This is a genomic window from Pollutimonas thiosulfatoxidans (assembly GCF_004022565.1).
GTDB classification, from domain to species: domain Bacteria; phylum Pseudomonadota; class Gammaproteobacteria; order Burkholderiales; family Burkholderiaceae_B; genus Pusillimonas_D; species Pusillimonas_D thiosulfatoxidans.
On record NZ_CP022987.1, the window covers coordinates 1837540 to 1857356 of the forward strand.

The following is a 19817-nucleotide window of genomic DNA, read 5'->3' on the forward strand; positions in this document are numbered from 1 at the left end:
CCATGAAAACTAATCACCACTCGACAACGCCCCGTGTCGACGACATCGATCCCACATTCGAACCTTGGGAGCCGCCCCGCCCGATTCCCATTTTCCTGCTGGCGGTGCTCATCGCCTTGGCGCTGGCCGGCGTCGGCATCTATCTAAGCGACCTGGCTCCATGGACGGACTCCGGCTCGCCCGATACGGTCGCCAGTGGCCCGGTCGCGCCGGTGACGCCCGCAGTGCCTACTCCCATCGCGACGCAGGATGCACCCGAGCTGGTCCATGCCGGCCGAGGTAGCGTGTGGAGCTGCGCATCCTGCCATGGCGATCAGGGCGAGGGTGCCGGCAACACCCCCCGTCTTGCCGGCCTTTCAAAGGAATACCTGGCCAAGCAGCTGCGCGACTTCGCTTCCGACGAGCGCATTAACGAATCCATGCACTACGTGGCGCGCGAACTATCGGCTCACGATATTGCGGAAGTGACGGCCTACTATGCGAACCTGCCCGTCCCCCAGTTGATGCTGCCGCACTCCGATGCCGACATGGAGAGAGGCCGCCTGCTGTTCGAAAAAGGTGACTGGAAACTGGACGTGCCTGCATGCGTCAGTTGCCACGGAGACCAGGGACAAGGCGTGGGTGTCTCCTTCCCGCCCCTGGCTGCGCAACAGCCCGAATACTTGTTCGGCCAGTTGGCCGCCTGGAAAGGTGGTCACCGGCACAACTCACCGCAATCCTTAATGGACGACATCGCGAGCCGACTGTCCTACCAGGATCTGTATGCGGTATCCAATTATGCGGCGTCCTTGCCGGGAGACCGCGACGACACTGTCAAGTAAGCATAGAGAGCCAAGATGACACAAAACCATTCCTCTAACCGGCCGGAGCCGGGCATACGCAAGCGGATGTCAGGCGCCCGGCGGTTAGCCTGGAGCGCGGGACTGGGCATCCTGTTGTTCGGCGCCGGCTACCTGATTCATGACAGCGGCCTGATGTCGTTCTCTTTCACTTCCGAGAAAGGCGGCATTACCCAGATCGGCAGCCAGGTCTACACACGTGAAGCCATGGAGTCCGACCGCAAGACACACCAAGCAGACAGGGCTGCGCCCACAGCCGGCATGCCAGTCGGTGCCGATGGCTATTACTCACCTCCATCGGAAAACAGTATTCCTGACAGTCCCTACGGCGATGCCGTCAAGCGAGGCCGCGCCATCTTCATGGAAACGTCGACCATGGTGTCCGAGCACGTCGGCAATACGCTCGCTTGCGTCAATTGCCACCTTGATGCCGGACGCCGAGAAAATTCAGCTCCCATGTGGGGCGCCTATGTGCGTTATCCAGCGTACCGAAGCAAGACAAAGTCAATCAGTACCATCGAGGACCGCATCAAGGGCTGTTTCACGTACTCAATGAATGCACAGGGCTCACCATCGGGCCAGCCTCCACCAGCCGGGAGCGATATCTACCGCGACTTGACAACCTACTTCTATTGGATGGCCGATGGTGCGTCCACGGGAGAAAAGTTACCTGGCTCAGGCTATCCCAAGCTCAAGAAACCCGAAGAAGACTACGACGTGATGCGCGGACAGACAGTCTACGCGCAGAACTGCGCCCTGTGCCATGGCGCGGATGGCCAGGGCCAGCGAGATCCCGACAGCGGTGTGGTGTTTCCCCCGCTCTGGGGCCCGAACTCCTACAACTGGGGCGCGGGCATGGCGCGTATCGATACGGCCGCCGGCTTCATCAAGGCCAACATGCCGCTGGGCAAGCCATTCTCGCTGACCGACCAGGAAGCTTGGGACGTTGCAGCTTTCGTCGACAGCCATGAACGCCCCAAGGATCCCCGTCAGACCGGCACCCTCGAAGAGGCGCGCGTCGAATTCCATGATGGGGAGGAAAGCTTCTACGGCAAGGCAGTCAACGGGAAGGTCGTCGGCGGGGGTACGGAACAAGAGGACTGATCACGCCATGCAGTCGACGACAACGGCCGCCGCAGCCAACACATTGGACCTAGAGTCGCTGCGCCCCGCCGGACGCATGATTTTTTCCGTGCGCGGCATGTTCTGCGCCAGTTGCGCCATGGCGGTGCAGCGCGTCATCGATAAAGCGCCGGGAGTGCTGGAGAGCAACGTAAATTTCACCTCCGGCTCCGCCTTAGTTCGGTGGGAACCGGCGCGCTTCGATTTTCAAAAGCTTTTTGATCGGGTGCAGGGCCTAGGCTACGAAATGTCGCCGCTGCTGGACGACAACGAGGTGAACCTATCCCTGGAAAAACAAGCATCGCGGATACGGCTGCAGTTGATCGTTGCCGCCTTCTTCGGCATGTGGAGCATGCTGGGATCCTGGATGCTTTACTTTGGCATCGAGGCCGTGGCCGGTATCGATGCCTTGCTGGTAGGCTGGACCGCAACCATTTTCAGCCTGCCGGTGGTTCTATACAGTGGCCTCGATTTTTATCGGGCGGGCTGGAAAACAGTGCGAGCCGGAGTTCCCGGCATGGATGCCCTCATATCGCTGGGCGTCTGGGGCTCCTTATTGCTGTCGCTATGGAACCTCACTCGAAATTCGCCCGCCGTATACGTCGATGCCGCCACGATGCTTATCACATTCCTGTTGGTGGGGCGGCTGATCGAGATCCAGGCACGCAAGCACAGCATGGTAGCGATCGACGCCCTGCGCCAGCTCATGCCGGAAACGGCACGCATCATCCAGCCTGACGGAAATAAAAAAATCGTTGCGCTGGAGTCGGTCCAGACGGGCTCACTAGTTTACGTGCTCGCTGGCGAACGCATACCTGTCGACGGGCTCATAGAAAAGGGCGCGTCGCAGGTAGACACGTCTTTGCTGACGGGAGAATCTCTGCCGCTGGAGCGCAGCGCCGGCGAGTACCTGCATGCCGGCATGGTGAATCTGCAGGCCCCGTTAGTGCTGCGGGTGGAAAAATCTCAAGGCGAAAGATATGCCGATAAACTGGGTCTGCGCATGCATGAGCTGTTCGGCGCGAAGTCCTCGATGTCGAAACTCGCCGAACAATTTGCCCGATGGCTACTTCCAGTGGCTGGCGCGATATCGCTGCTTGCGCTCATGCGCCACCTATGGATGGGTATGGCCGTCGACCACGCATTACTAGCCTCGCTCTCGGTACTCGTCGCGGCTTGCCCCTGCGCCGTCGGGCTTGCCCTGCCGCTGGCATTCTCGGCAGGCAGTGCTCGCGCTTCGCGCGCCGGCATCCTGTTCAGGGATCCCGCCAGTGTCGAAGCCCTGGCGCGAGGCCGCACATTTGCGTTTGACAAGACGGGAACGCTCACGACGGGGCAATTGACAGTGGCGCGCATGACAAGCGAGCACCTGGCGCCCGACGATCTCCTACGAGTCGTCGCGAACGCGGAAACAGGCGTTGCCCATCCTGTGGCCAACGCCATCGTCCAGCATGCTCGTTCTCGTGGAATCGAAGATCTGCCGCTGACGCCCCTTGTGGAGCGGCATCCGGCCGGCGTACGTTATATCGCGCCCGATGGGGCGACATGGCTGATCGGAGCCGTCAAGTGGCTGGAGCGGCAGGGCGTGCGCTGCACCGAGAAGGAGGAAGCAGCCGCTGATCCCGCAACAGGCCCAGCACCAAGCGCCACAGCGCACATTTCTCGTAACGGACGATGGGAAGGCAAAATCGAACTGCAAGACAATATCCGGGCCGATTCGCTGAAGTCCTTGAACTTCCTGCGTAAAGAAGGCTGTCGAACTCTGCTGGTAACGGGCGATCACGCCATGGCGGCAAACTGGGTGGGTGAAAAACTTGGCTTTGCGCCGAAGCACGTTCACGCAGCCAGCAAGCCGGACGACAAAGTCGCAATCCTTCAGAAACATGGGCATGACACTGTTTTTGTCGGCGACGGCATCAACGACACGCTGGTCCTTGCTGCGGCCGGCTGCGGTGTGGCCGTCACTGGTGCAAATGCCATCGCCGTCACGGCCTCAGGCGTGGTGATCACGCGAGGCGGCATGAGCCAAGTGGTCCTGGCACGTCAAATGGCCCGCCACATCATGCGGCGAATCCGTCAAAACCTCTTTTTCTCGATCATCTACAACGTTGCAATCGTTGCGTTGTTCTTGCATATCGGCGTTACCCCCGGTGCGGCCGCCGTCGCCATGCTTCTAAGCAGCATGACGGTCCTCGGCAATTCTGCTCGTCCATTTCAGTCCGACGGCTTGGCTGCTGCTCATTAAGCAGCACCGCCAAATCTTTCATCCCTCTCGCCCGGAAACTTAATCATAATCAGAGAACTAACCTCCGAGAGTTTTGACACCACCATAGGCCTATCCGGCGTGCACGTTGTGCGCTTCTGGGCTAAATGGTGTGGACCGTGCCGGGCCATGTCGCCCCCGGTCAAGCAAACCTCCAATGACATGGCCAAAGACGCCCACTTCGGTGAGATCAACGTTGATCATGCGCTGGCATTGACACATCGCTTCGGGGGTTCAGAACATACCGGCAGTCCTAGCATTCAAGAACGGCTCACTCGCGGATCGAACGGCAGGAGCGATTGGAAAAACGCAATTGAACAATTTCGTCAAGCAACACTTGGATTGATCGAGTGAGCACGCACCGCTCACTCATTATCCTCGGTTCAGATCCTGCGGGATGGGCCGCCGCCATCCATGCTGCACGTACCAATCTTAGGCTCGTGGTCATTACTGCTTAGAGCAAGGTGGTCAGTTGATGACTACTACAGAAGTCCATAATTGACTAGGCGATGCTCACCGCTTGGAGGGACCGGAGTTGTTCATCAGCGCGACCCAAAGGTTGAAACCGGAGTTACATACGGCCACTGCGCCTTTAATATTGACTTAATCGGGTTGGCGTATCGTGTGTAATGATTGGCCCAATCGAACGGGTCATTACCCATACGAATGCGCTGAGCAGTGTGAGTGAATCAACACATGCAACCTGCGCTTTTACCGATTGGGAGTAATCCCATAAATTGAGGTGAAGTTGTTCAAAGCTCTCAACCTAGAATGTGTACGCGGTGATCGCAGCTTGTTCAACGGCCTGAGTTTTCATCTCAAGGCCGGAGAGTGTCTGGTGATTCATGGCGACAACGGTAGTGGAAAAACGAGTCTGCTACGCACACTTGTGGGGCTGGCAGCCCCCGCTGCTGGCGCACTGTACTGGCACGGGCGCAAGATCGACTCTCTGGATGAAGAATACCGATGTCAGCTCATTTACGCAGGCCACCTCCCAGGACTGAAGGAAGAGCTAGATGCAGAGGAAAACCTGCAGTTTGCCTTGACCCTGGCGAATGAACCGTCCAGCGTAAGTGCGATACACACGGCATTGCATCAGGTCGGATTGCAAGGCAAGGAAAATCTGCCGACGCGGCTCTTGTCTGAAGGACAGAAGCGTCGAGTGAGCTTGGCTAGATTAGTACTGCAAAAACGCCCTTTGTGGGTATTGGACGAACCTCTGGCCGCCTTGGACAGCAAAGCCGCCCAATGGGTGACGGAAACGATAGACCGGCACCTGTGCCGTGGCGGAATAGCCGCTGTCACGACGCATCATGAGATGAAACTGAAGCATGCGACGTATCACATCACATGCGGATAAGCACATGAGTGCGCCCCTGGGGCTGGCTTCTTTCCATGGAGTGATCAAACATGATTTAAAAGTCGCCATGCGTTGCAAGTCCGAAGTCCTGACTTCGCTTTCGTTCTTTGTCATCGTGGTCAGCTTGATTCCATTGGGCGTTGGCGCTGAACGAGACATACTCAGACAGATTGCACCCGGCATTCTCTGGATTGCCGCATTGCTGGCCACCTTGATCTCGTTGAATCGCCTGTTTGAACGGGATTATCTGGACGGGACCCTGGAGCAACTGCTCCTGTCCCCCGCTCCGTTGGGCGTACTGATATTGGGCAAAGTCGTCGCGTACTGGCTATTGACCGGCCTGCCGCTGACATTGCTGGCGCCATTTTTGGCACTGCAATTCGACTTGCCGCCTTCATCTCTATACGCGCTGACAGCCTCGTTATTGCTCGGCACCCCGGTGCTGAGCCTGCTTGGAGCGATTGGAGCCAGCCTGACATTGGGCTTGCGCAGCAACAGCGTGCTGCTGACACTGCTGATTTTGCCGCTTTACGTACCGGTGTTGATTTTTGGCACGGCCGCTGTTGACGTCGCCACCGGCGGGGCACGCACAGGCGCGAATATTTCGCTGCTGGGAGCGATGTTGGTGCTGGCCGCGTTTTTTGCTCCTTGGGCGACGGCTGCCGCGCTGAAGATTGCGCTGGAGTAATGAAAAACAGATGATCAACTGGTTCAAATACGCATCGCCAAGAACGTTTTATCCGCTTGCTGGGCGCCTGATCCCGTGGTTTGGCGCAGCCTCCGTCCTGTTGACTGCGGCGGGGTTATACGCAGGTTTCTTCATGGCGCCCACCGACGCCCAGCAAGGCGAGGGATACCGCATTATCTTCGTGCATGTGCCCGCCTCATGGATGTCGATGTTCATCTATTTGGTGATGGCTTTCTGGGCCGCAGTGGGGCTGGTTCTCAACAGCCGCCTGTCGGCCATGATGGCATCGGCCCTGGCCCCCACCGGCGCCATGTTCACCTTTCTCTCCCTATGGACCGGCGCCTTGTGGGGCAAGCCCATGTGGGGAGCCTGGTGGGTGTGGGATGCGCGCCTGACCTCAGAACTGATTCTGTTCTTCTTGTACATGGCCTTCATTGCGCTCCAGTCGGCCGTGGACGACCCTCGACGCGGCGACAAGGCCGCTGCCGTGCTGGCTCTTGTCGGCGTGGTGAACATTCCGATTATCTATTTCTCGGTCCAGTGGTGGAGCACCCTGCATCAGGGGGCCTCGGTCTCGCTGACACGCGCTCCGTCCATGGCAACGATCATGCTGGCCGGCATGCTGCTCATGGCCCTGGCCGCATGGGCGTACACCATCGCCACCGCACTAAGACGTATGCGCTGCATCATTCTGGAGCGCGAGCGCCATGCCGGGTGGCTGAACGAATTGAAGGAGATGCAAGAATGACATGGTCAAGTCCAACTGAATTCCTGGCCATGGGCGGCTATGGTGCATACGTATGGGGCGCCATGGGAATGTCCATCATCGCTGTGTGCGCCGAACAGATGCTTCTTGGACGGCGCCGTAGATCAGCGCTGCTGCAAGCAGTTCGCGAGCAGCGCATGCAAAAAAAGGCAGTCCAATGAAGAAGCGCCATCAACGCAGCTTGCTCATTGGAGGCGGGCTGGCCGCCATCGCCATTGCGACGGCGCTCGTCCTCAATGCATTCCAGAATAATCTTGTGTTCTTCTTTACGCCTACGCAGGTCAATGCGGGCGAAGCTCCCCAGGAACGCCTCTTCCGCGTCGGGGGGATCGTGCAAGCGGGCAGCGTACGGCGTGACGGCCTAACCGTGCAGTTCGTCGTGACCGACAACGCCAAGACGGTACCCGTCAGCTACACGGGCATACTCCCTGACCTCTTCAGCGAAGGCAAGGGCGTAGTGGTGCAAGGCAGGCTTGAGCTTGGCGGCCGGTTCCTGGCCCAGGAGGTACTGGCAAAGCATGATGAAAACTACATGCCTCCCGAAGCTCAGCACGCCTTGAACGAAGCCGAGAAAGCCACCAATGCAGGGAGGCCATGATCGCCATGCTTCCCGAGATCGGACATTTCTCCCTAATACTCGCGCTGTTCGTGGCGCTAGCGCAGGCCAGCCTGGCCCTTGCGGGCGCCGCGCGTGGCAATGCCGCCTGGATCGCCCTCGCGCGTCCCGCCGCACGCGCTCAGTTTCTTTTGGTGTCCATCAGCTTTATCGCGCTTGGCGGGTCGTTCTTCGCCAACGACTTTTCAGTTCTCTACGTGGCGCAGAACTCCAACTCTCAACTTCCCTGGTTCTATCGAATCGCCGCGACGTGGGGTGGACACGAAGGGTCGCTGCTGTTGTGGCTGCTGATGCAAACCGGATGGGCGTTTGCCGTAAGCTTTTTTTCAAGACAACTGCCGGAGGCTATGGTGGCGCGCGTACTGGGCGTGCTGGGCTTGGTCACCGTCGGATTTCTGCTGTTTGTACTGGCAACTTCCAATCCGTTCGAGCGGCTGATGCCTCCCGTCATGGAGGGGATGGACTTGAATCCGCTACTGCAGGATATCGGCCTGATACTTCATCCACCTTTACTGTATATGGGGTATGTCGGGTTCTCGGTGGCTTTCGCATTTGCCGTGGCCGCCTTACTGGCCGGAAAATTGGATTCTGCCTGGGCGCGATGGTCCCGGCCCTGGGCTACGGCTGCCTGGTTGTTTCTGACACTGGGCATCGCCCTGGGTAGCTGGTGGGCCTATTACGAACTCGGATGGGGCGGATGGTGGTTCTGGGATCCCGTGGAAAACTCGTCCTTCATCCCCTGGCTTGTCGGCACTGCCCTGATTCACTCCTTGGCCGTGACGGAAAAACGCGGCAGCTTCAAGAACTGGACAGTGCTCCTTGCCATCTGTACGTTCTCATTTTCCCTGCTGGGGGCCTTTCTGGTGCGTTCGGGTGTGCTGACGTCCGTGCACGCCTTTGCCACCGATCCCCGAAGAGGCGTGTTCCTGCTCATTCTTTTTGCTGTTGTGGTGGGAGCATCATTAGTGCTCTTTGCTCTGCGCGCCCCCAAAGTAAGCACAGGCGGCCAATTCTCATTGGTGTCGCGCGAGACTCTCTTGCTGGTGAACAATGTGCTGCTGGCTGCAGCGGCCGGCGCCGTAACCCTCGGAACCCTGTATCCGCTGCTGCTCGACGGCTTCGACCTAGGCAAGATTTCGGTCGGTCCCCCGTACTTCAATGCCATCTTCGTGCCGCTGATGATTCCCGCCCTGCTGCTTATGGCCATAGGGCCCGCAGCCAACTGGAAATCGGCGAAAATCGCGGCCTTGACAAAGCAGCTTCTGCATCCCGCATGGATAGCGCTGATCGTCGGCATCGGTGCCCCGCTCTTGCTGGGGCGATGGTCTGTGCTGATAGCGCTGGGACTGGGCCTAGCGGCCTGGATCGCGGCGTCGGTGGCCATCGGCGTGATGCAACGTGTGCGCGCCACCCGCAGTGGCCCGCTGAAACAGCCGCGCAGCTGGCTGGGAATGCATCTGGCTCATTTTGGCATTGCCGTGTTTGTCACGGGCGTCACGCTAGTCATGGGGTATGAAACCGAACAAGACCTACGCATGGAACCCGGCGCTACGGTGCAGGCGGGAAGCTATGACTTGACGTTCCGCGGGGTCACCAAGGCAACAGGCCCCAACTACGAGGCGGAAATTGGCGACGTGCTGCTCTCAAAGAACGGCAAAGCGCTGCGCACACTCCATCCCGAGAAACGCGATTACTTTTCATCGGACATGCCGATGACGGAAGCGGCCATTGACGCCAACGGCCTGCGGCACGTGTACGTCTCCTTGGGGGAACCTCTGGGCGGTGGATCGTGGAGCGTGCGGGTCTACTTCAAGCCGTTTGTCGATTGGATCTGGATCGGCTGTATCTTGATGGCACTTGGCGGGCTGTTGGCCATCAGCGATCGACGCTACCGGCTTAAACGCCGCCGGCGCCAAACAGACACGGCTGCCCATGGAGTTGACGCATGAATCGTTTTTTTTGGCCTTTGGCCGGACTGCTGTTACTGATAGGCCTATTGGCTATCGGCTTGACGTTGAAGCCCAGTGAAGTGCCTTCTCCGCTTATCGGCAAACCGGCACCCGTCTTTAGCTTGCCCAAGTTGGCAGCCCCGGACGAAACATTCTCGCCGCAATCCATGGACGGCAAGGTGTGGCTGCTGAATGTCTGGGCCTCGTGGTGCCCGCCCTGCCTTGAAGAGCACCCCGTCATTACCGATTTGTCGACCACCCACGGATTGTCGATTGTCGGTCTGAATTACAAGGATATGGCTGATGATGCAATCGCCTGGCTACAGCGCCATGGCGATGCCTATGAAGCAGTGATCACAGATCCCGAAGGCGTCGTCGGTATCGACTATGGTGTTTATGGCGTGCCGGAAACATATATCATCGATAAACAGGGTGTCATCCGCTACAAGCATATCGGCGCGGTCAGCTTCGGCGATGCTCGCGACACCATCCTGCCCCTGGTTCGAGAGCTGCAAAAATGAAGCGCATATGGCTGTTGCTGCTTTGCGCATCGGTTTGCCATCCCGTCTGGAGCAACGGCAGCGCGATTGAGGCGCGAATGCTGGATATCGCCACCGAGTTGCGCTGCCTAGTGTGCCAGAACGAATCAATTGCCGCCTCGCGCGCTGACTTTGCGAGGGACATACGGGAGCTGATTCGTAATCAGATCAAGGCGGGACGGTCAGAAGCTCAGATTCAGGATTTCCTGGTGGCGCGGTATGGCGACTTCATACTCTATCGGCCGCCATTGAAAGCTACCACGCTCTTTCTGTGGCTCGGACCCATGCTGCTGATGGTGGGCGGGCTCCTGGTGCTCGCCATGACACTGCGGCGCCGAAATAGAAACGCCGCGCCTGACCCGCTTGACGATGACGAACAACGCATGGCTGACGCCCTTTTACAGCGCAGCACCAGCGAAACTCATTCAAAAGGTAATTCATCATGAGCTTGCTCTTCGCTGGCATTGTGTCGTTGCTTTGCGCAACGGTGGCATTGTGGCTCGGCCGCGCCCTTTGGCGCGGCCCAGGCCAAGGTGATGAGATCGGGCATCACTCGGTCAACGCAACAGTTTTGCGCGATCAATTGGCTGAATTGGAAGGAGACGTCGCAAACCGTACACTATCCGAGCACGATTTTTCCGTGGCCAAGCAAGAGTTGCAGCGCCGCGCGCTGGATGAGGCGATACCTGGCTCGGCTCCCGCTACCGGTGCGCATAACAGCCGACGAGCAGCCGCGGTAGTGGGCATCGTCTTGCCTGTGGCCGCCCTGCTGGTGTACGCATACCTTGGCAGCCCGGCCGCAACGCGGCCCGCCCCAGCTCCCAGTGCTGCCACAATGACTCAGGCTGATGTGCAGAAGATGGTGGAATCTCTAGAGGCGCGCCTGAAAGAAAATCCGGACGATCCCGAGGGCTGGCTGATGTTGGGCCGCTCTTATCGATACTTTGGAAGATATGCAGATGCAGCCCAAGCTTTTTCCAAAGCTGCTCCCATCATCGAGGCGGACCCGCTTTCCCTGGCGGAATATGCCGAAGTGATCGCACGCAGCAGCGCAAGCGGATTTACCCAAGAAGCGACGCGACTACTTGACCGCGCCCTTACCCTCGACCCGGACGAACCATTCGCCCTCACCTTGGCGGGAAGGGCTGCATTCGAGCGCGGCGAATATCAGGCGGCCATTGGCTATTGGCAACAATTACTAGAACAGTTCCCGGCCGGTTCGGAAGCGGCCCAGGCGGTACTAAATGGCATTGATATGGCTCGACGAAGTGCTGGTGCCGCCTCTCCATAACCCATCAGCATACTTCGAACTCGCTTGGAAATCGCCTTCAAACCAGCTAATCGGTTTCTCGCATATAAGCCCGGGGACTGCACTTCATCTCGGTAGATCGATTCCAGACAGCTTGTCCGGACATCGATGTACGCTTGGACACCAACCACAAATCGGTAGACTTCGCAGCCCAGCGCATCGATATCGGTGTGCGCTACGGCATGGGGGACTGGCCAGGCCTGAAGGCCGACAAGCTCATGGATGAAGAAGCTTTTCCCGTATGCTCCCCTGAGCTGCTGCATCAGTTCAGGCAACTACGCAAGCCAAGTAATCTAATTCGCGAAACGCTGATCCATGACTTGACGATGGCCGGCCATGCGGGCTTCCCGACCTGGGAGGAATGGATGAAGAAAGCCGGCGTTAGCGACACAGCGACGATCCATCGCGGCATGCCCCTCAATAACTCTGCAGCCGTGCTGCAGACAGCTATTGAGGGGCATGGCATCGCGCTCGCACGCAGCATCATGGCCCGCGACGATCTGTCGAGCGGGCGCCTCGTGAGGCTATTCCCAGACATCAGCTTAGCGTTGAATGCCTCTTATTACATCGTTTACCGACCCGAGTGCGCCAATCTACCCACACTAGCGGCATTCAGGGAGTGGTTAATCACTGAGGCGGATGACTAATCACAAAGTAAAATTTCAAACGGAAGGGCTGCGCTGTCGCCCAATCTCCCACGACACCCCACCGCCATGCACTGTTGCGGCGATCTGCTGGCCCAGCCGCTGCTCGATCACCGGTCGCCACGGCACCAGACTGAACCCCATGCCGTCATCAAGCATCGCGTAACGCCCGCTGACGAGCATGATTGAGCGTCGGTAGATACCGGCCACGCGCTGCCCATCAGCCACGGGCCGATGCTCCAGACCGGTTTCGGCGGCAATGTCCTTGGCAGCCCGCGCCAGTTCCCGATTGCGCAGCGTGCTCAGCAGATTGCCCGCCAGGATCACGCGCTGCCCGCGCCGCTGGGCCAGTCCTTGCTCTTCGAGGAAGTCGGCGCGCTGCTGCATGGCTTGTTTGGCCTCGCCACCAAAACCCATATCCTCCAGCCCCTTGCCGCGGCCAATCAACTGGTGATCAAGCCAGGTGGCCCCAATCACGCGAGTTTGCCGCTCGATGGGAAGGGGTGATTTCAGTTCCACCGCCACACCTCCCTGCCGCTGCGCGTCATACTGGCGGCCACGTTCGGGGAGGTCACGCGGTACTTTCCATAGTCCATCAGCCACGCGCTCCACAATTCCGGCGCGGCGCAGGGCTTCCAGCCGGCGAACATGCGCCGCGACGACTTCCTGCGGGTCGCGACCAGCTTTGGCGCGACCTTGCTCAATAGCAAGGTGGTGATCGATACGATACAAACCGTCGCTTGCCAGTTCCACGATGTTGCGGTCAGCCGCTCGAATGTCGGCGGAACCCTTCACTTCCACCACCGCGCCGGTTGGATAGTTGGCCGGTTCGTCGCGAGCATTGAGTGCAACGTAATGGGCCTTGCCGTCCACGCCGTCGATCACCAGATAGCCCCGGTCGCGCAGCTCATCATCCAGCCCCTTGGCCGCCACGCGCCCAACGATGACGCGTCCACCTCCATCATCATCTTGGCCCGGCTCGAATACGGCAAGTTCGCGTTGTTTTCCGCTCATGGCCCGCTGCATGGTGCGGATAATGTCGCCCCGCTCGCTCAGGGCGCGCAAGATTTTTTCAGCGTCGGTGTGCATGGCCCAGGTGCCGGGCTGTATTTCATCGGCCAGCCCTAGGCGCTGCAAGCGTTGCAGGCGACCGATCAGCAACAGGCGCTGGCGTTGCAATGTCGGCTCATTGAAGCGTTGGATCTGCACCCGTCCATCCTCTCCGATCTCACGTTGCAGGGTGCGATCCAGGCTCGTCCACCGTTCCTGCTCCACTTCGCGCTGCATGGCCTGCTGGATTTCCAGCTCGGTGCGCGGCCCCAGCCATTCGGTCGCCAGCTCAGAAGCGCGATGACGCAAGCCCTGGGCGATATAGTCGCCCGCAATGATGAGGTCTTGACCGGTCTCGTCGCGCCCGCGCACGATCAGGTGGGTGTGCGGGTTGTCGGTATTCCAGTGATCCACCGCCACCCAATCCAGGCGCGTGCCCAGGTCGGCTTCCATGCGGTTCACCAGATGCCGGGTGTAGGTGCGCAGGTCACCCAGCTCCGCGCCATCTTCGGGCGAGACAATGAAGCGGAAATGATGCCGGTCGTCTGCGCAGCGTTCCTTGAAGGCATCCAGATCGGCGACGTCCGTCTGTGGCCCATAGGCTTGGCCTGGCTCGCCATTGCGGCCCGCGCCGTCACGCTCGACGTAGCGCAGGTGCTTGGCAAGCGACTGTGGGCTGGCACGTTGCTGATTGACCAGCAGCGTCTTAATGGTCACGCGCCGCGAGAATGGCGTGAGATTGGCGCCTGCGAAGCGCGCCGCCGTATGGCCGCGACCCAGGCGTGCGCCGGGACGCTGACCGGTGCGTGCGCCACGGCTACCGGCTGCGGAATGACGCATCGAGGACTTGCCCCCGCTGGCCTTGCCGGTCTGCTTGAGCACCTTGGAAATAAAACCTTGGCCTTGACCCTTGCCCCGGTTCTTCGGGGCGCTGGGGCGCACCCGGAAATCATCATCGCGGCGGTCGCTCATGGCTACGCTTTCTGTAAGTTCTGACTGAAGCTGCGGCGTAGCCGGTCGTGTGAAGCACGCGGCAAGCCCTCTCTTGGCGCGAGCCTCGCGCCCCCAGCGGCACGACGGCAACGCCGCGTCGTGCCGCGCCACCCCCACGTGCAGACTGGCTTTGCGGGCGGCTGTGTGCCGCCCCCTTTTGTCTTGCCTTCCGCCTTTGCCTGTCGCTTTCGCTCCGGGCGTCGGCGGTCCGGCAGCGCTGTGCTGCCGACAGCCAGCCCGCCGGCGAACGCGCCAATGGCCGCAGGCCGGGCGCGTTCGAGGCAAGACGCCTGCTCGTTGGACGGCTGCGCCGGATGTTGCGCGAGGCGCGGCGCGAATGCGCCCGTGCTGCACGCGCGACGACACGGCGGCAGCAGCCGGAACAGCATGCCCGATGGCACGATGAGATGCACGGCAACGTGCAGCGAATCGGCGGCCATCATGGATGTGTCTCCAGCCAGATCGGATGCGCGACGCCAATCACGCCGGATGCGCTGACCGGGCCGAAATAACGGCTGTCGAACGACGCCGGATGTGTGGCGCTCAGCAGGAACAGTTCGCTCTCAAGGAGTGGTCGGCAATGCGGCCAGAAGGGCAGCGGCCGGCCTAGCCGGTCGGCAGGCAGTGCGGCGGCCACCGGCACGCCGTCGATACGCACCTGACCGTCGATAATGCAGACGTGCTGCGGCGCGACGGCGCCCACACGTTTGAGCAGCGGGATATGTGCGGGCAGGTAGCCGCGCTGCGCGGCCAGTACGGCGGCGTCAGCAGGCAATCGAGTCAGAACAATACTGCCCACTTCCAGCCGACGGGGCAGCGAACCGGACTGATGTTGGAATGGTTTGACGCGATACCAGCCGGCCGGAACGCTGCTGGACGGGTTGTAGATCAGGCGCGGTAGCGGCTGCACGAACGTCGCCCAGGCGAGCGCCGCGAGGCCAACGGCGGCGAAGCCCGCCAGGACGATGCGAGCGCGCACGCGTGAGCGAGGAAACGGCGCGACTTCGGGTGTGCGGGCGGTGGTGGAATCGGGGGTCATGACAGCGCCCTCCCAGCCAGCCAGGCAGTGTGCCGCTCAATGGTGTATTCGGGCAACGCCAGGCGGGCCGCCAAACGGTTGCCCAGCGTGCGCCAGTACGCTGGCGATGTAGCGGCGGGCACGATGCCCAGCGCCTCGATGGCGTCAATGCGCTCCAGCACAGAACGAACTGGATGATTACCTTCGACGTTCAGCAGCAAACGCGCACCGGGCTGCACGCCGGGAATGCGCTGCGCCGCGTCCAACGGTGTGCAAGCCTGCATTACCATGAGCTGCCAGCGTACCGTGCCGTAATCGTTGGCCTGCCAGCGGACGCGGCAGAACATCACGCCCGGCATAAACACCGCCCAGCGCCGCCAGCGATCCAGCCGGATCATATGTGCCGGTTCGCCAAAACGCAGATAGAGATTGAAATGCGGTTCGATCGTGGCGAGCGCCACCCGCGTCAGCGGCACGCTGTTGGCTTGGTTGGCAAGCGTGGCGGATAGCGGCAGCGATGCCGCCGTCGCCGCGCCAAAAGCAGGCGAAGCGGATGTATTCATGGCGTGTCCTCTTTGCGATGTTCTGGAAACTCGCGCTCCAGCAGACCGCGCAGCAGGTCGGCCACGGTCACGCCTTGCGTGAAGGCCGACACCTTGATGCGTGCGCGCAGCGCGGGGGTGATGTCCAGCGTCAGGCGGGCGGTGTAGCAGTCGCCCTTGTTCAGTGCGCCGGCGTCGCCCTGGCGAATCCACGCCTCGGCGTGTGGATTCACGGGCGGACGCATACCTATTCCGACGCGCTTGGCCGGGCGTTTGCTGTTCGGTGGCAGCCTCGCTCTCATGTCGGCCACCGCAGCAGTTCATCGACCAGGGCCGTGATTTCACGCGCCGCCGCGCTGTCGGGCGCTGTCTCGCGTGCCAGCCGCCCGGCGGCCACGCTGTCGGCAAAGATGATTCTTTGCCGGACCTCGGCGCGCAGCGTCGGCAGCAGCAGATCGGCCAGCGCCTGGCGCGCTTCGCGCCCAATGACGGTGGTGCTGACCCGTCGATTGATGACAAAGGCCGCTTGCAAGGCGGGCCGGAACACCTGGGCCTCGCGAATCAGCGCCACCATCTCGGCGCTGGCCCATAAGTCGTAAGGGCTGGGCTGAACGGGAATCAGCACGTAGTCGGCCGCCAGCAGCGCGGAGCGCGCCAGGGCGGCGATGCGTGGCGGCCCGTCGATCACGACATGATCGGCCCGTCTGGCCAGCTCCGGCGCTTCCTGATGCAGTGTTTCGCGAGCAAGGCCCACGGCGCTGAACAGCCTTGGCAAACCTTGCTGACTTCTGCGCTGCGTCCAGTCCAGTGAGGAACCCTGCGGGTCGGCGTCCAGCAGGATGACCTGCTGACCGCGCAGCGCGAGTTCTCCAGCGATGTGGGTGGCGAGTGTGGTCTTGCCGGCGCCCCCTTTCTGGTTGAGCAAGGCAATAATCATGGCGCAGCCCTCCCACCTGGAATGCCTGTCTGTTTTTGCCTTGCCAGACGGGCATGGTGCTTCGGCTGATTTTGCTGTTCAGACCGTCCCGATTGTTGGTTTTTGGAAGCTGCCCACCGATATGGCGCTTCTCTATTAAAAGTTAGAGTAGTTAAGTTAGGTAAGTTAAGGGGCGCGCAAAGCCAGCAATGGCGCCGGGTTGCGGCCATTTTTGTTGCCTGATAGCACGAGGATGTGTTGCCTGATAGCACGAGTGTTCCGTTGCCTGATAGCACGACACTATCCACAGGATATTCACAACTTACCCACAGATTTATCCCCGTGCCGTGGGCGGCACGGGCCGGAACGTGAGCAGTTCGGTTTTGTCCTCCGGTACGAGTTCGATGCCCAGGACGTAGCCCGGCAGCGATTGGCGCGCAACCAAGGCGCGCAAGTCGGCGGCAAAGTCGTAGAAGCGCGCTACGCTGCCCGATTTGCGGTACAGGTGCCGGAAGTCGAATTGCCAGCCGTCCGGCTGCTTGCCGCCGTGCTTGCGCACCAGGCGGTACAGCCAGCGTTCGATGCCGCCCGTCAGGCGGAAGTATGCCGGGTCGATGGTCAGCACCAGGGCCGCATCCATCACCCCGGCATAGAACCAGTCCGGCAAAATCAGTTCGATGCCCAGCGGCTTGCCATCGGCATCGGCCAGCTCCTTCCATTCGTTGATCCACGAGAAGCGGTGCAGCCGCCGCCCCGTGGTTTCGCGGATGGATGTGGCCACGCTGGTCGATTGCAGCCGGTCGAGGGCGGCTTTCAGGCGCTGGTAGTCGCGCAAGGACGTACCGCGCCCAATGAAGCGCAGGATCTCGTAGGGACGCACCTGCATCAACCGTGAGCTGCGGATGCCCGCATCGCGGGCTTGCACGATCTGACTGGCGGCCCAGATCAGAATGTCGGCATCCCAGATCGTGGCAATACCGTGTTCCTGTGTACCCTCCACGCGGATGGTGACGTTCCCGCTGTGAAAGTCGATGGGCGCAACGCGCCGCGACTTCGCCAACGAGAAGAAGGGATAGGCCATCAAATCCTGAGCATCGCGCGGCGCCATGTCCTCGCCCGGTAGTGCGCGGAACAACGCCAGTTGTTCGCGCTGCGGCGGGGGTCGCAGCCGTGATGACTGCGAAGGACTGGACATGGCGATGGCCGCCCGCACCCGAACGCTCAGCGACCGTCACGATAATCACCCTCATGGCGCTCGGCGTATTCCGGGTCGGATGTCGCCTCGTAGCTGCGCGCATCGGCCCAGGCGTCCAGATCGGCCACCGCATACATGACGCGCCGGCCGAATTTACGAAACGTCGGCCCGCCGCCGATCACGCGCTGCTTTTCCAGCGTGCGCGGCGACAGGCGCAGGTACTGGGCGGCTTCGTCGTTGGTCAAGTAGCGTTGGGGCTGCGCGGGCGTGGCAATGGGTGCGGCGGCGGGCCGTAAGGGAGCGGGTCGCATGAGATGAACCTCCATCGGTCGGTAGAGCCGGCGGCGCCAGTGCTGCCGGATGGAGACAGTCTCAACAAAGCCGGGCGACTTGCTCAGGGACGTTTTGCAGGGGATGAAGATCGTCCCTGTACAGGCTCGGGCAACTGTGCCAGGCGGCGGTAGCCGCCGCGCATCAGCGCATCGCCTCGCCGAACCAGGCGGCGCATGCGAGCGCGCATAGCGCCATCGGCATGCCAGTCGCGGGCCACCGCCTTGGAGCCAAACAGCCCTTCGGCGATGTCGCGCAAGGACGCACCCGCCAGGGTCGCGTCGAGCGCTTGCAAGGTGTGCAGTTCCTGCAAGGCCGACAAGGCGGGCCGGGGCCGCACCACGGCAATGGGAACGGCGTCGTTGACCAGAGCCAGATTGTTCATTTCCAGCGTGAGCGCTTGCGCGTGCGCAAGAAGATCGGCGCCGGCGCGCACGGCATAGACGTAGGCCATGCCGTCTGCCAGGCCAGGGGCCACCGCCAGCCGCAGGCAGCTACCCGGCCAACGCACCCGCAGCACCAGGCGTACACCGTCGTGAATCAGGGATTTGTCACCGGGGATGCGCCAGAGCGTGAATAGCGTGGCACCCGGCATGGGGTCGGCGTCCGGGTAAAGATGAACGCCATGAGAATTAGGGAACCAGATCGGATGTGCGTCACGCGCATCCAGGGCGGGGTCTTCCAGCAGGCGCAAGCCCCAGCGCTGCGCCGTGGGCTGCGCGGCTTCCGGCTGCTGGGAATGGCGCAGCCAATCTTGCCGGTAATCAGGATGGCGGCGCAGATATTCCCAGGCCAGCGCCGGGCCATCCAAGTGCAGGATGTAGAGATACGCGGCAACCGGATGCCAGTGCTTGGCGAGCGAATCGGCCATGACGCAACCCCCTTTGACTCAGCGGGGCAGCACCATCGGAAAATAAACACGAGCCAATAAACACAAGCCAGTTTCAATACGTTAAGATTTAACTACCAATCGCATAAAATGAAACTAAAAACATCAAGTCCGATTGCGTCTTAACCATTGCACCAGTGATCAGAATGCGATGATGGCACCGCTGAAGAATCAGCAAGCAGCATCCATGACCCTGCCGCATTTCGCGCAGAAGATCATGACTATTTAAGTCTGGGCCGTCGCGTATTCATGCAAGACTCATGATTCAGACCGTCACGGTCTTGAACATGACTGAAATAGTCACAATGCGCCTGGATGAGATGGGCTGCGCGGCTCGTATTGCGACTGCCTGTTAATCCGTGATCGAACCGTTTTCTTGCGCCAGGCGCACGTATTCCGAGAGCGGGCGCACCGCCTGGAAATAGCGGTCGCGCATCACGGGCTGCTTGCGTGGGCCGACGATGGAGGCCAAGGCGGAAAGCTGCACAGTGCCCAGCGCCGGCATGCCTATCCCCAGGTCGATCAGCCCATACGCCGTGTCGCCATCAGCCGGATCGAGTGCGGTCAGCAGCCAGGTCGCATGCGCGTCCGGCGTGAAAAGCCGCACGACCGGCGGCGGGTCGATACGCTGGCCCGCAGCGCGGGCCTGCCCGTGAGCGAGCAGTTGTGCGCGTTCGTCGTCGGTGATGAGTGAAAGGTTCACGTGTTCTCTGCCAAAACGTAAAACCGCTGATCTGCCTTTGTGCATTTGTGCGAAGACCCGAAAGCGGTTTGTCTCGAATCCGTAAA

At 60.8% G+C, this 19817-nt stretch carries 23 protein-coding genes and 1 pseudogene; 15 read left to right on the forward strand and 9 right to left on the reverse strand.

The features are described from left to right. Nucleotides 1-2 precede the first annotated feature (2 nt). From CKA81_RS08825 to CKA81_RS08895, 14 genes and pseudogenes are all read left to right on the forward strand, one after another. Nucleotides 3-821, forward strand: a complete 819-nt coding sequence (locus tag CKA81_RS08825) for a c-type cytochrome (RefSeq protein ID WP_118994222.1) — start codon at nt 3-5, stop codon at nt 819-821. A 15-nt stretch (nt 822-836) separates the two neighbouring features. Beyond that, nucleotides 837-1943, forward strand: coding sequence for a c-type cytochrome (locus CKA81_RS08830; RefSeq protein WP_228255686.1), 1107 nt, complete (start codon nt 837-839; stop codon nt 1941-1943). 7 nt (nt 1944-1950) lie between these two features. Further along, the gene (locus CKA81_RS08835) at nt 1951-4206 is read left to right on the forward strand and encodes a heavy metal translocating P-type ATPase (RefSeq protein ID WP_164878369.1); all 2256 of its coding nucleotides are present in this window, start codon (nt 1951-1953) and stop codon (nt 4204-4206) included. Nucleotides 4207-4254: 48 nt separating this feature from the next. Beyond that, nucleotides 4255-4578: a thioredoxin family protein gene (locus tag CKA81_RS08840; protein ID WP_228255844.1), complete on the forward strand. Its 324-nt coding sequence runs from the start codon at nt 4255-4257 to the stop codon at nt 4576-4578. Between the two features lie 439 nt (nt 4579-5017). Next, complete coding sequence (gene ccmA / locus CKA81_RS08850; protein WP_237183383.1) at nt 5018-5584, forward strand: cytochrome c biogenesis heme-transporting ATPase CcmA; 567 nt, start codon at nt 5018-5020, stop codon at nt 5582-5584. A 4-nt stretch (nt 5585-5588) separates the two neighbouring features. Beyond that, nucleotides 5589-6272 (forward strand): heme exporter protein CcmB, encoded by a 684-nt coding sequence (gene ccmB, locus CKA81_RS08855; RefSeq protein ID WP_118994218.1) that lies wholly within the window; start codon nt 5589-5591, stop codon nt 6270-6272. 10 nt (nt 6273-6282) lie between these two features. Continuing rightward, nucleotides 6283-7020 carry a heme ABC transporter permease CcmC gene (ccmC, locus tag CKA81_RS08860; protein WP_118994217.1) on the forward strand — a complete coding sequence of 246 codons (738 nt, stop codon included), beginning with the start codon at nt 6283-6285 and terminating at the stop codon, nt 7018-7020. Continuing rightward, nucleotides 7017-7199 (forward strand): heme exporter protein CcmD, encoded by a 183-nt coding sequence (locus CKA81_RS08865; protein WP_118994216.1) that lies wholly within the window; start codon nt 7017-7019, stop codon nt 7197-7199. Before ccmC ends, CKA81_RS08865 begins: the two co-directional genes overlap by 4 nt. Beyond that, a complete protein-coding gene (gene ccmE, locus CKA81_RS08870) occupies nt 7196-7636 on the forward strand; it encodes a cytochrome c maturation protein CcmE (protein WP_118994215.1) in 441 nt (146 codons plus the stop codon). The genes CKA81_RS08865 and ccmE overlap by 4 nt, the downstream gene beginning before the upstream one ends. A 5-nt stretch (nt 7637-7641) precedes the next feature. After that, nucleotides 7642-9603: a heme lyase CcmF/NrfE family subunit gene (locus CKA81_RS08875; protein WP_118994358.1), complete on the forward strand. Its 1962-nt coding sequence runs from the start codon at nt 7642-7644 to the stop codon at nt 9601-9603. Then, nucleotides 9600-10124: a DsbE family thiol:disulfide interchange protein gene (locus tag CKA81_RS08880; protein WP_118994214.1), complete on the forward strand. Its 525-nt coding sequence runs from the start codon at nt 9600-9602 to the stop codon at nt 10122-10124. The genes CKA81_RS08875 and CKA81_RS08880 overlap by 4 nt, the downstream gene beginning before the upstream one ends. Further along, on the forward strand, nt 10121-10588 hold the full coding sequence (locus CKA81_RS08885; RefSeq protein ID WP_118994213.1) for a cytochrome c-type biogenesis protein: 468 nt from the start codon (nt 10121-10123) through the stop codon (nt 10586-10588). Before CKA81_RS08880 ends, CKA81_RS08885 begins: the two co-directional genes overlap by 4 nt. Beyond that, nucleotides 10585-11433: a c-type cytochrome biogenesis protein CcmI gene (gene ccmI / locus CKA81_RS08890; RefSeq protein WP_118994212.1), complete on the forward strand. Its 849-nt coding sequence runs from the start codon at nt 10585-10587 to the stop codon at nt 11431-11433. The genes CKA81_RS08885 and ccmI overlap by 4 nt, the downstream gene beginning before the upstream one ends. A 92-nt stretch (nt 11434-11525) precedes the next feature. Then, nucleotides 11526-12098, forward strand: a pseudogene (locus CKA81_RS08895) (LysR substrate-binding domain-containing protein); the annotation flags it as partial. A gap of 15 nt (nt 12099-12113) precedes the next feature. On the opposite strand, the gene CKA81_RS08900 reads toward CKA81_RS08895, so the two are convergent. From CKA81_RS08900 to parA, 5 genes are all read right to left on the reverse strand, one after another. Continuing rightward, on the reverse strand, nt 12114-14117 hold the full coding sequence (locus CKA81_RS08900; protein ID WP_118994210.1) for a relaxase/mobilization nuclease and DUF3363 domain-containing protein: 2004 nt from the start codon (nt 14115-14117) through the stop codon (nt 12114-12116). A gap of 460 nt (nt 14118-14577) precedes the next feature. Then, nucleotides 14578-15177 carry a S26 family signal peptidase gene (locus CKA81_RS08910; RefSeq protein ID WP_118994208.1) on the reverse strand — a complete coding sequence of 200 codons (600 nt, stop codon included), beginning with the start codon at nt 15175-15177 and terminating at the stop codon, nt 14578-14580. Continuing rightward, nucleotides 15174-15719 carry a DUF2840 domain-containing protein gene (locus tag CKA81_RS08915; RefSeq protein ID WP_118994207.1) on the reverse strand — a complete coding sequence of 182 codons (546 nt, stop codon included), beginning with the start codon at nt 15717-15719 and terminating at the stop codon, nt 15174-15176. Before CKA81_RS08915 ends, CKA81_RS08910 begins: the two co-directional genes overlap by 4 nt. Beyond that, nucleotides 15716-16000, reverse strand: a complete 285-nt coding sequence (locus CKA81_RS08920; RefSeq protein ID WP_118994357.1) for a chromosome partitioning protein ParB — start codon at nt 15998-16000, stop codon at nt 15716-15718. Before CKA81_RS08920 ends, CKA81_RS08915 begins: the two co-directional genes overlap by 4 nt. After that, complete coding sequence (gene parA, locus CKA81_RS08925) at nt 15997-16635, reverse strand: ParA family partition ATPase (protein ID WP_118994206.1); 639 nt, start codon at nt 16633-16635, stop codon at nt 15997-15999. The genes CKA81_RS08920 and parA overlap by 4 nt, the downstream gene beginning before the upstream one ends. Between parA and CKA81_RS17070 the strand changes: the two genes are divergently transcribed. Further along, the gene (locus CKA81_RS17070) at nt 16634-16774 is read left to right on the forward strand and encodes a hypothetical protein (RefSeq protein WP_164878370.1); all 141 of its coding nucleotides are present in this window, start codon (nt 16634-16636) and stop codon (nt 16772-16774) included. The two genes, parA and CKA81_RS17070, sit on opposite strands and share 2 nt — an antisense overlap. 174 nt (nt 16775-16948) lie before the next feature. On the opposite strand, the gene CKA81_RS08935 is transcribed toward CKA81_RS17070, so the two are convergent. The 4 genes from CKA81_RS08935 to CKA81_RS08950 all read right to left on the reverse strand — a co-directional run bounded on the left by CKA81_RS08935 (nt 16949) and on the right by CKA81_RS08950 (nt 19731). Then, a complete protein-coding gene (locus CKA81_RS08935) occupies nt 16949-17809 on the reverse strand; it encodes a replication initiator protein A (RefSeq protein ID WP_118994356.1) in 861 nt (286 codons plus the stop codon). 26 nt (nt 17810-17835) lie between these two features. Next, nucleotides 17836-18120 carry a helix-turn-helix transcriptional regulator gene (locus CKA81_RS08940; protein ID WP_118994205.1) on the reverse strand — a complete coding sequence of 95 codons (285 nt, stop codon included), beginning with the start codon at nt 18118-18120 and terminating at the stop codon, nt 17836-17838. A gap of 83 nt (nt 18121-18203) precedes the next feature. Then, on the reverse strand, nt 18204-19010 hold the full coding sequence (locus tag CKA81_RS08945; RefSeq protein WP_118994204.1) for a DUF2285 domain-containing protein: 807 nt from the start codon (nt 19008-19010) through the stop codon (nt 18204-18206). A gap of 370 nt (nt 19011-19380) precedes the next feature. Next, on the reverse strand, nt 19381-19731 hold the full coding sequence (locus CKA81_RS08950; protein WP_118994203.1) for a DUF2958 domain-containing protein: 351 nt from the start codon (nt 19729-19731) through the stop codon (nt 19381-19383). Nucleotides 19732-19817: the final 86 nt, after the last annotated feature.

What these genes read in the sequence shown, in the direction of transcription:
- CKA81_RS08915 (WP_118994207.1), bottom strand. Translation starts at nt 15,719, where the DNA reads ATGAATACATCCGCTTCGCCTGCTTTTGGCGCGGCGACGGCGGCATCG.
- CKA81_RS08875 (WP_118994358.1), top strand. Translation starts at nt 7,642, where the DNA reads ATGCTTCCCGAGATCGGACATTTCTCCCTAATACTCGCGCTGTTCGTG.
- parA (WP_118994206.1), bottom strand. Translation starts at nt 16,635, where the DNA reads ATGATTATTGCCTTGCTCAACCAGAAAGGGGGCGCCGGCAAGACCACA.
- ccmE (WP_118994215.1), top strand. Translation starts at nt 7,196, where the DNA reads ATGAAGAAGCGCCATCAACGCAGCTTGCTCATTGGAGGCGGGCTGGCC.
- CKA81_RS08940 (WP_118994205.1), bottom strand. Translation starts at nt 18,120, where the DNA reads ATGCGACCCGCTCCCTTACGGCCCGCCGCCGCACCCATTGCCACGCCC.
- CKA81_RS08885 (WP_118994213.1), top strand. Translation starts at nt 10,121, where the DNA reads ATGAAGCGCATATGGCTGTTGCTGCTTTGCGCATCGGTTTGCCATCCC.
- CKA81_RS08865 (WP_118994216.1), top strand. Translation starts at nt 7,017, where the DNA reads ATGACATGGTCAAGTCCAACTGAATTCCTGGCCATGGGCGGCTATGGT.
- CKA81_RS08830 (WP_228255686.1), top strand. Translation starts at nt 837, where the DNA reads ATGACACAAAACCATTCCTCTAACCGGCCGGAGCCGGGCATACGCAAG.
- CKA81_RS17070 (WP_164878370.1), top strand. Translation starts at nt 16,634, where the DNA reads ATGGCGCAGCCCTCCCACCTGGAATGCCTGTCTGTTTTTGCCTTGCCA.
- CKA81_RS08825 (WP_118994222.1), top strand. Translation starts at nt 3, where the DNA reads ATGAAAACTAATCACCACTCGACAACGCCCCGTGTCGACGACATCGAT.
- CKA81_RS08920 (WP_118994357.1), bottom strand. Translation starts at nt 16,000, where the DNA reads ATGAGAGCGAGGCTGCCACCGAACAGCAAACGCCCGGCCAAGCGCGTC.
- CKA81_RS08945 (WP_118994204.1), bottom strand. Translation starts at nt 19,010, where the DNA reads ATGGCCGATTCGCTCGCCAAGCACTGGCATCCGGTTGCCGCGTATCTC.
- CKA81_RS08910 (WP_118994208.1), bottom strand. Translation starts at nt 15,177, where the DNA reads ATGACCCCCGATTCCACCACCGCCCGCACACCCGAAGTCGCGCCGTTT.
- CKA81_RS08880 (WP_118994214.1), top strand. Translation starts at nt 9,600, where the DNA reads ATGAATCGTTTTTTTTGGCCTTTGGCCGGACTGCTGTTACTGATAGGC.
- CKA81_RS08935 (WP_118994356.1), bottom strand. Translation starts at nt 17,809, where the DNA reads ATGTCCAGTCCTTCGCAGTCATCACGGCTGCGACCCCCGCCGCAGCGC.
- ccmC (WP_118994217.1), top strand. Translation starts at nt 6,283, where the DNA reads ATGATCAACTGGTTCAAATACGCATCGCCAAGAACGTTTTATCCGCTT.
- CKA81_RS08900 (WP_118994210.1), bottom strand. Translation starts at nt 14,117, where the DNA reads ATGAGCGACCGCCGCGATGATGATTTCCGGGTGCGCCCCAGCGCCCCG.
- ccmI (WP_118994212.1), top strand. Translation starts at nt 10,585, where the DNA reads ATGAGCTTGCTCTTCGCTGGCATTGTGTCGTTGCTTTGCGCAACGGTG.
- CKA81_RS08835 (WP_164878369.1), top strand. Translation starts at nt 1,951, where the DNA reads ATGCAGTCGACGACAACGGCCGCCGCAGCCAACACATTGGACCTAGAG.
- ccmB (WP_118994218.1), top strand. Translation starts at nt 5,589, where the DNA reads ATGAGTGCGCCCCTGGGGCTGGCTTCTTTCCATGGAGTGATCAAACAT.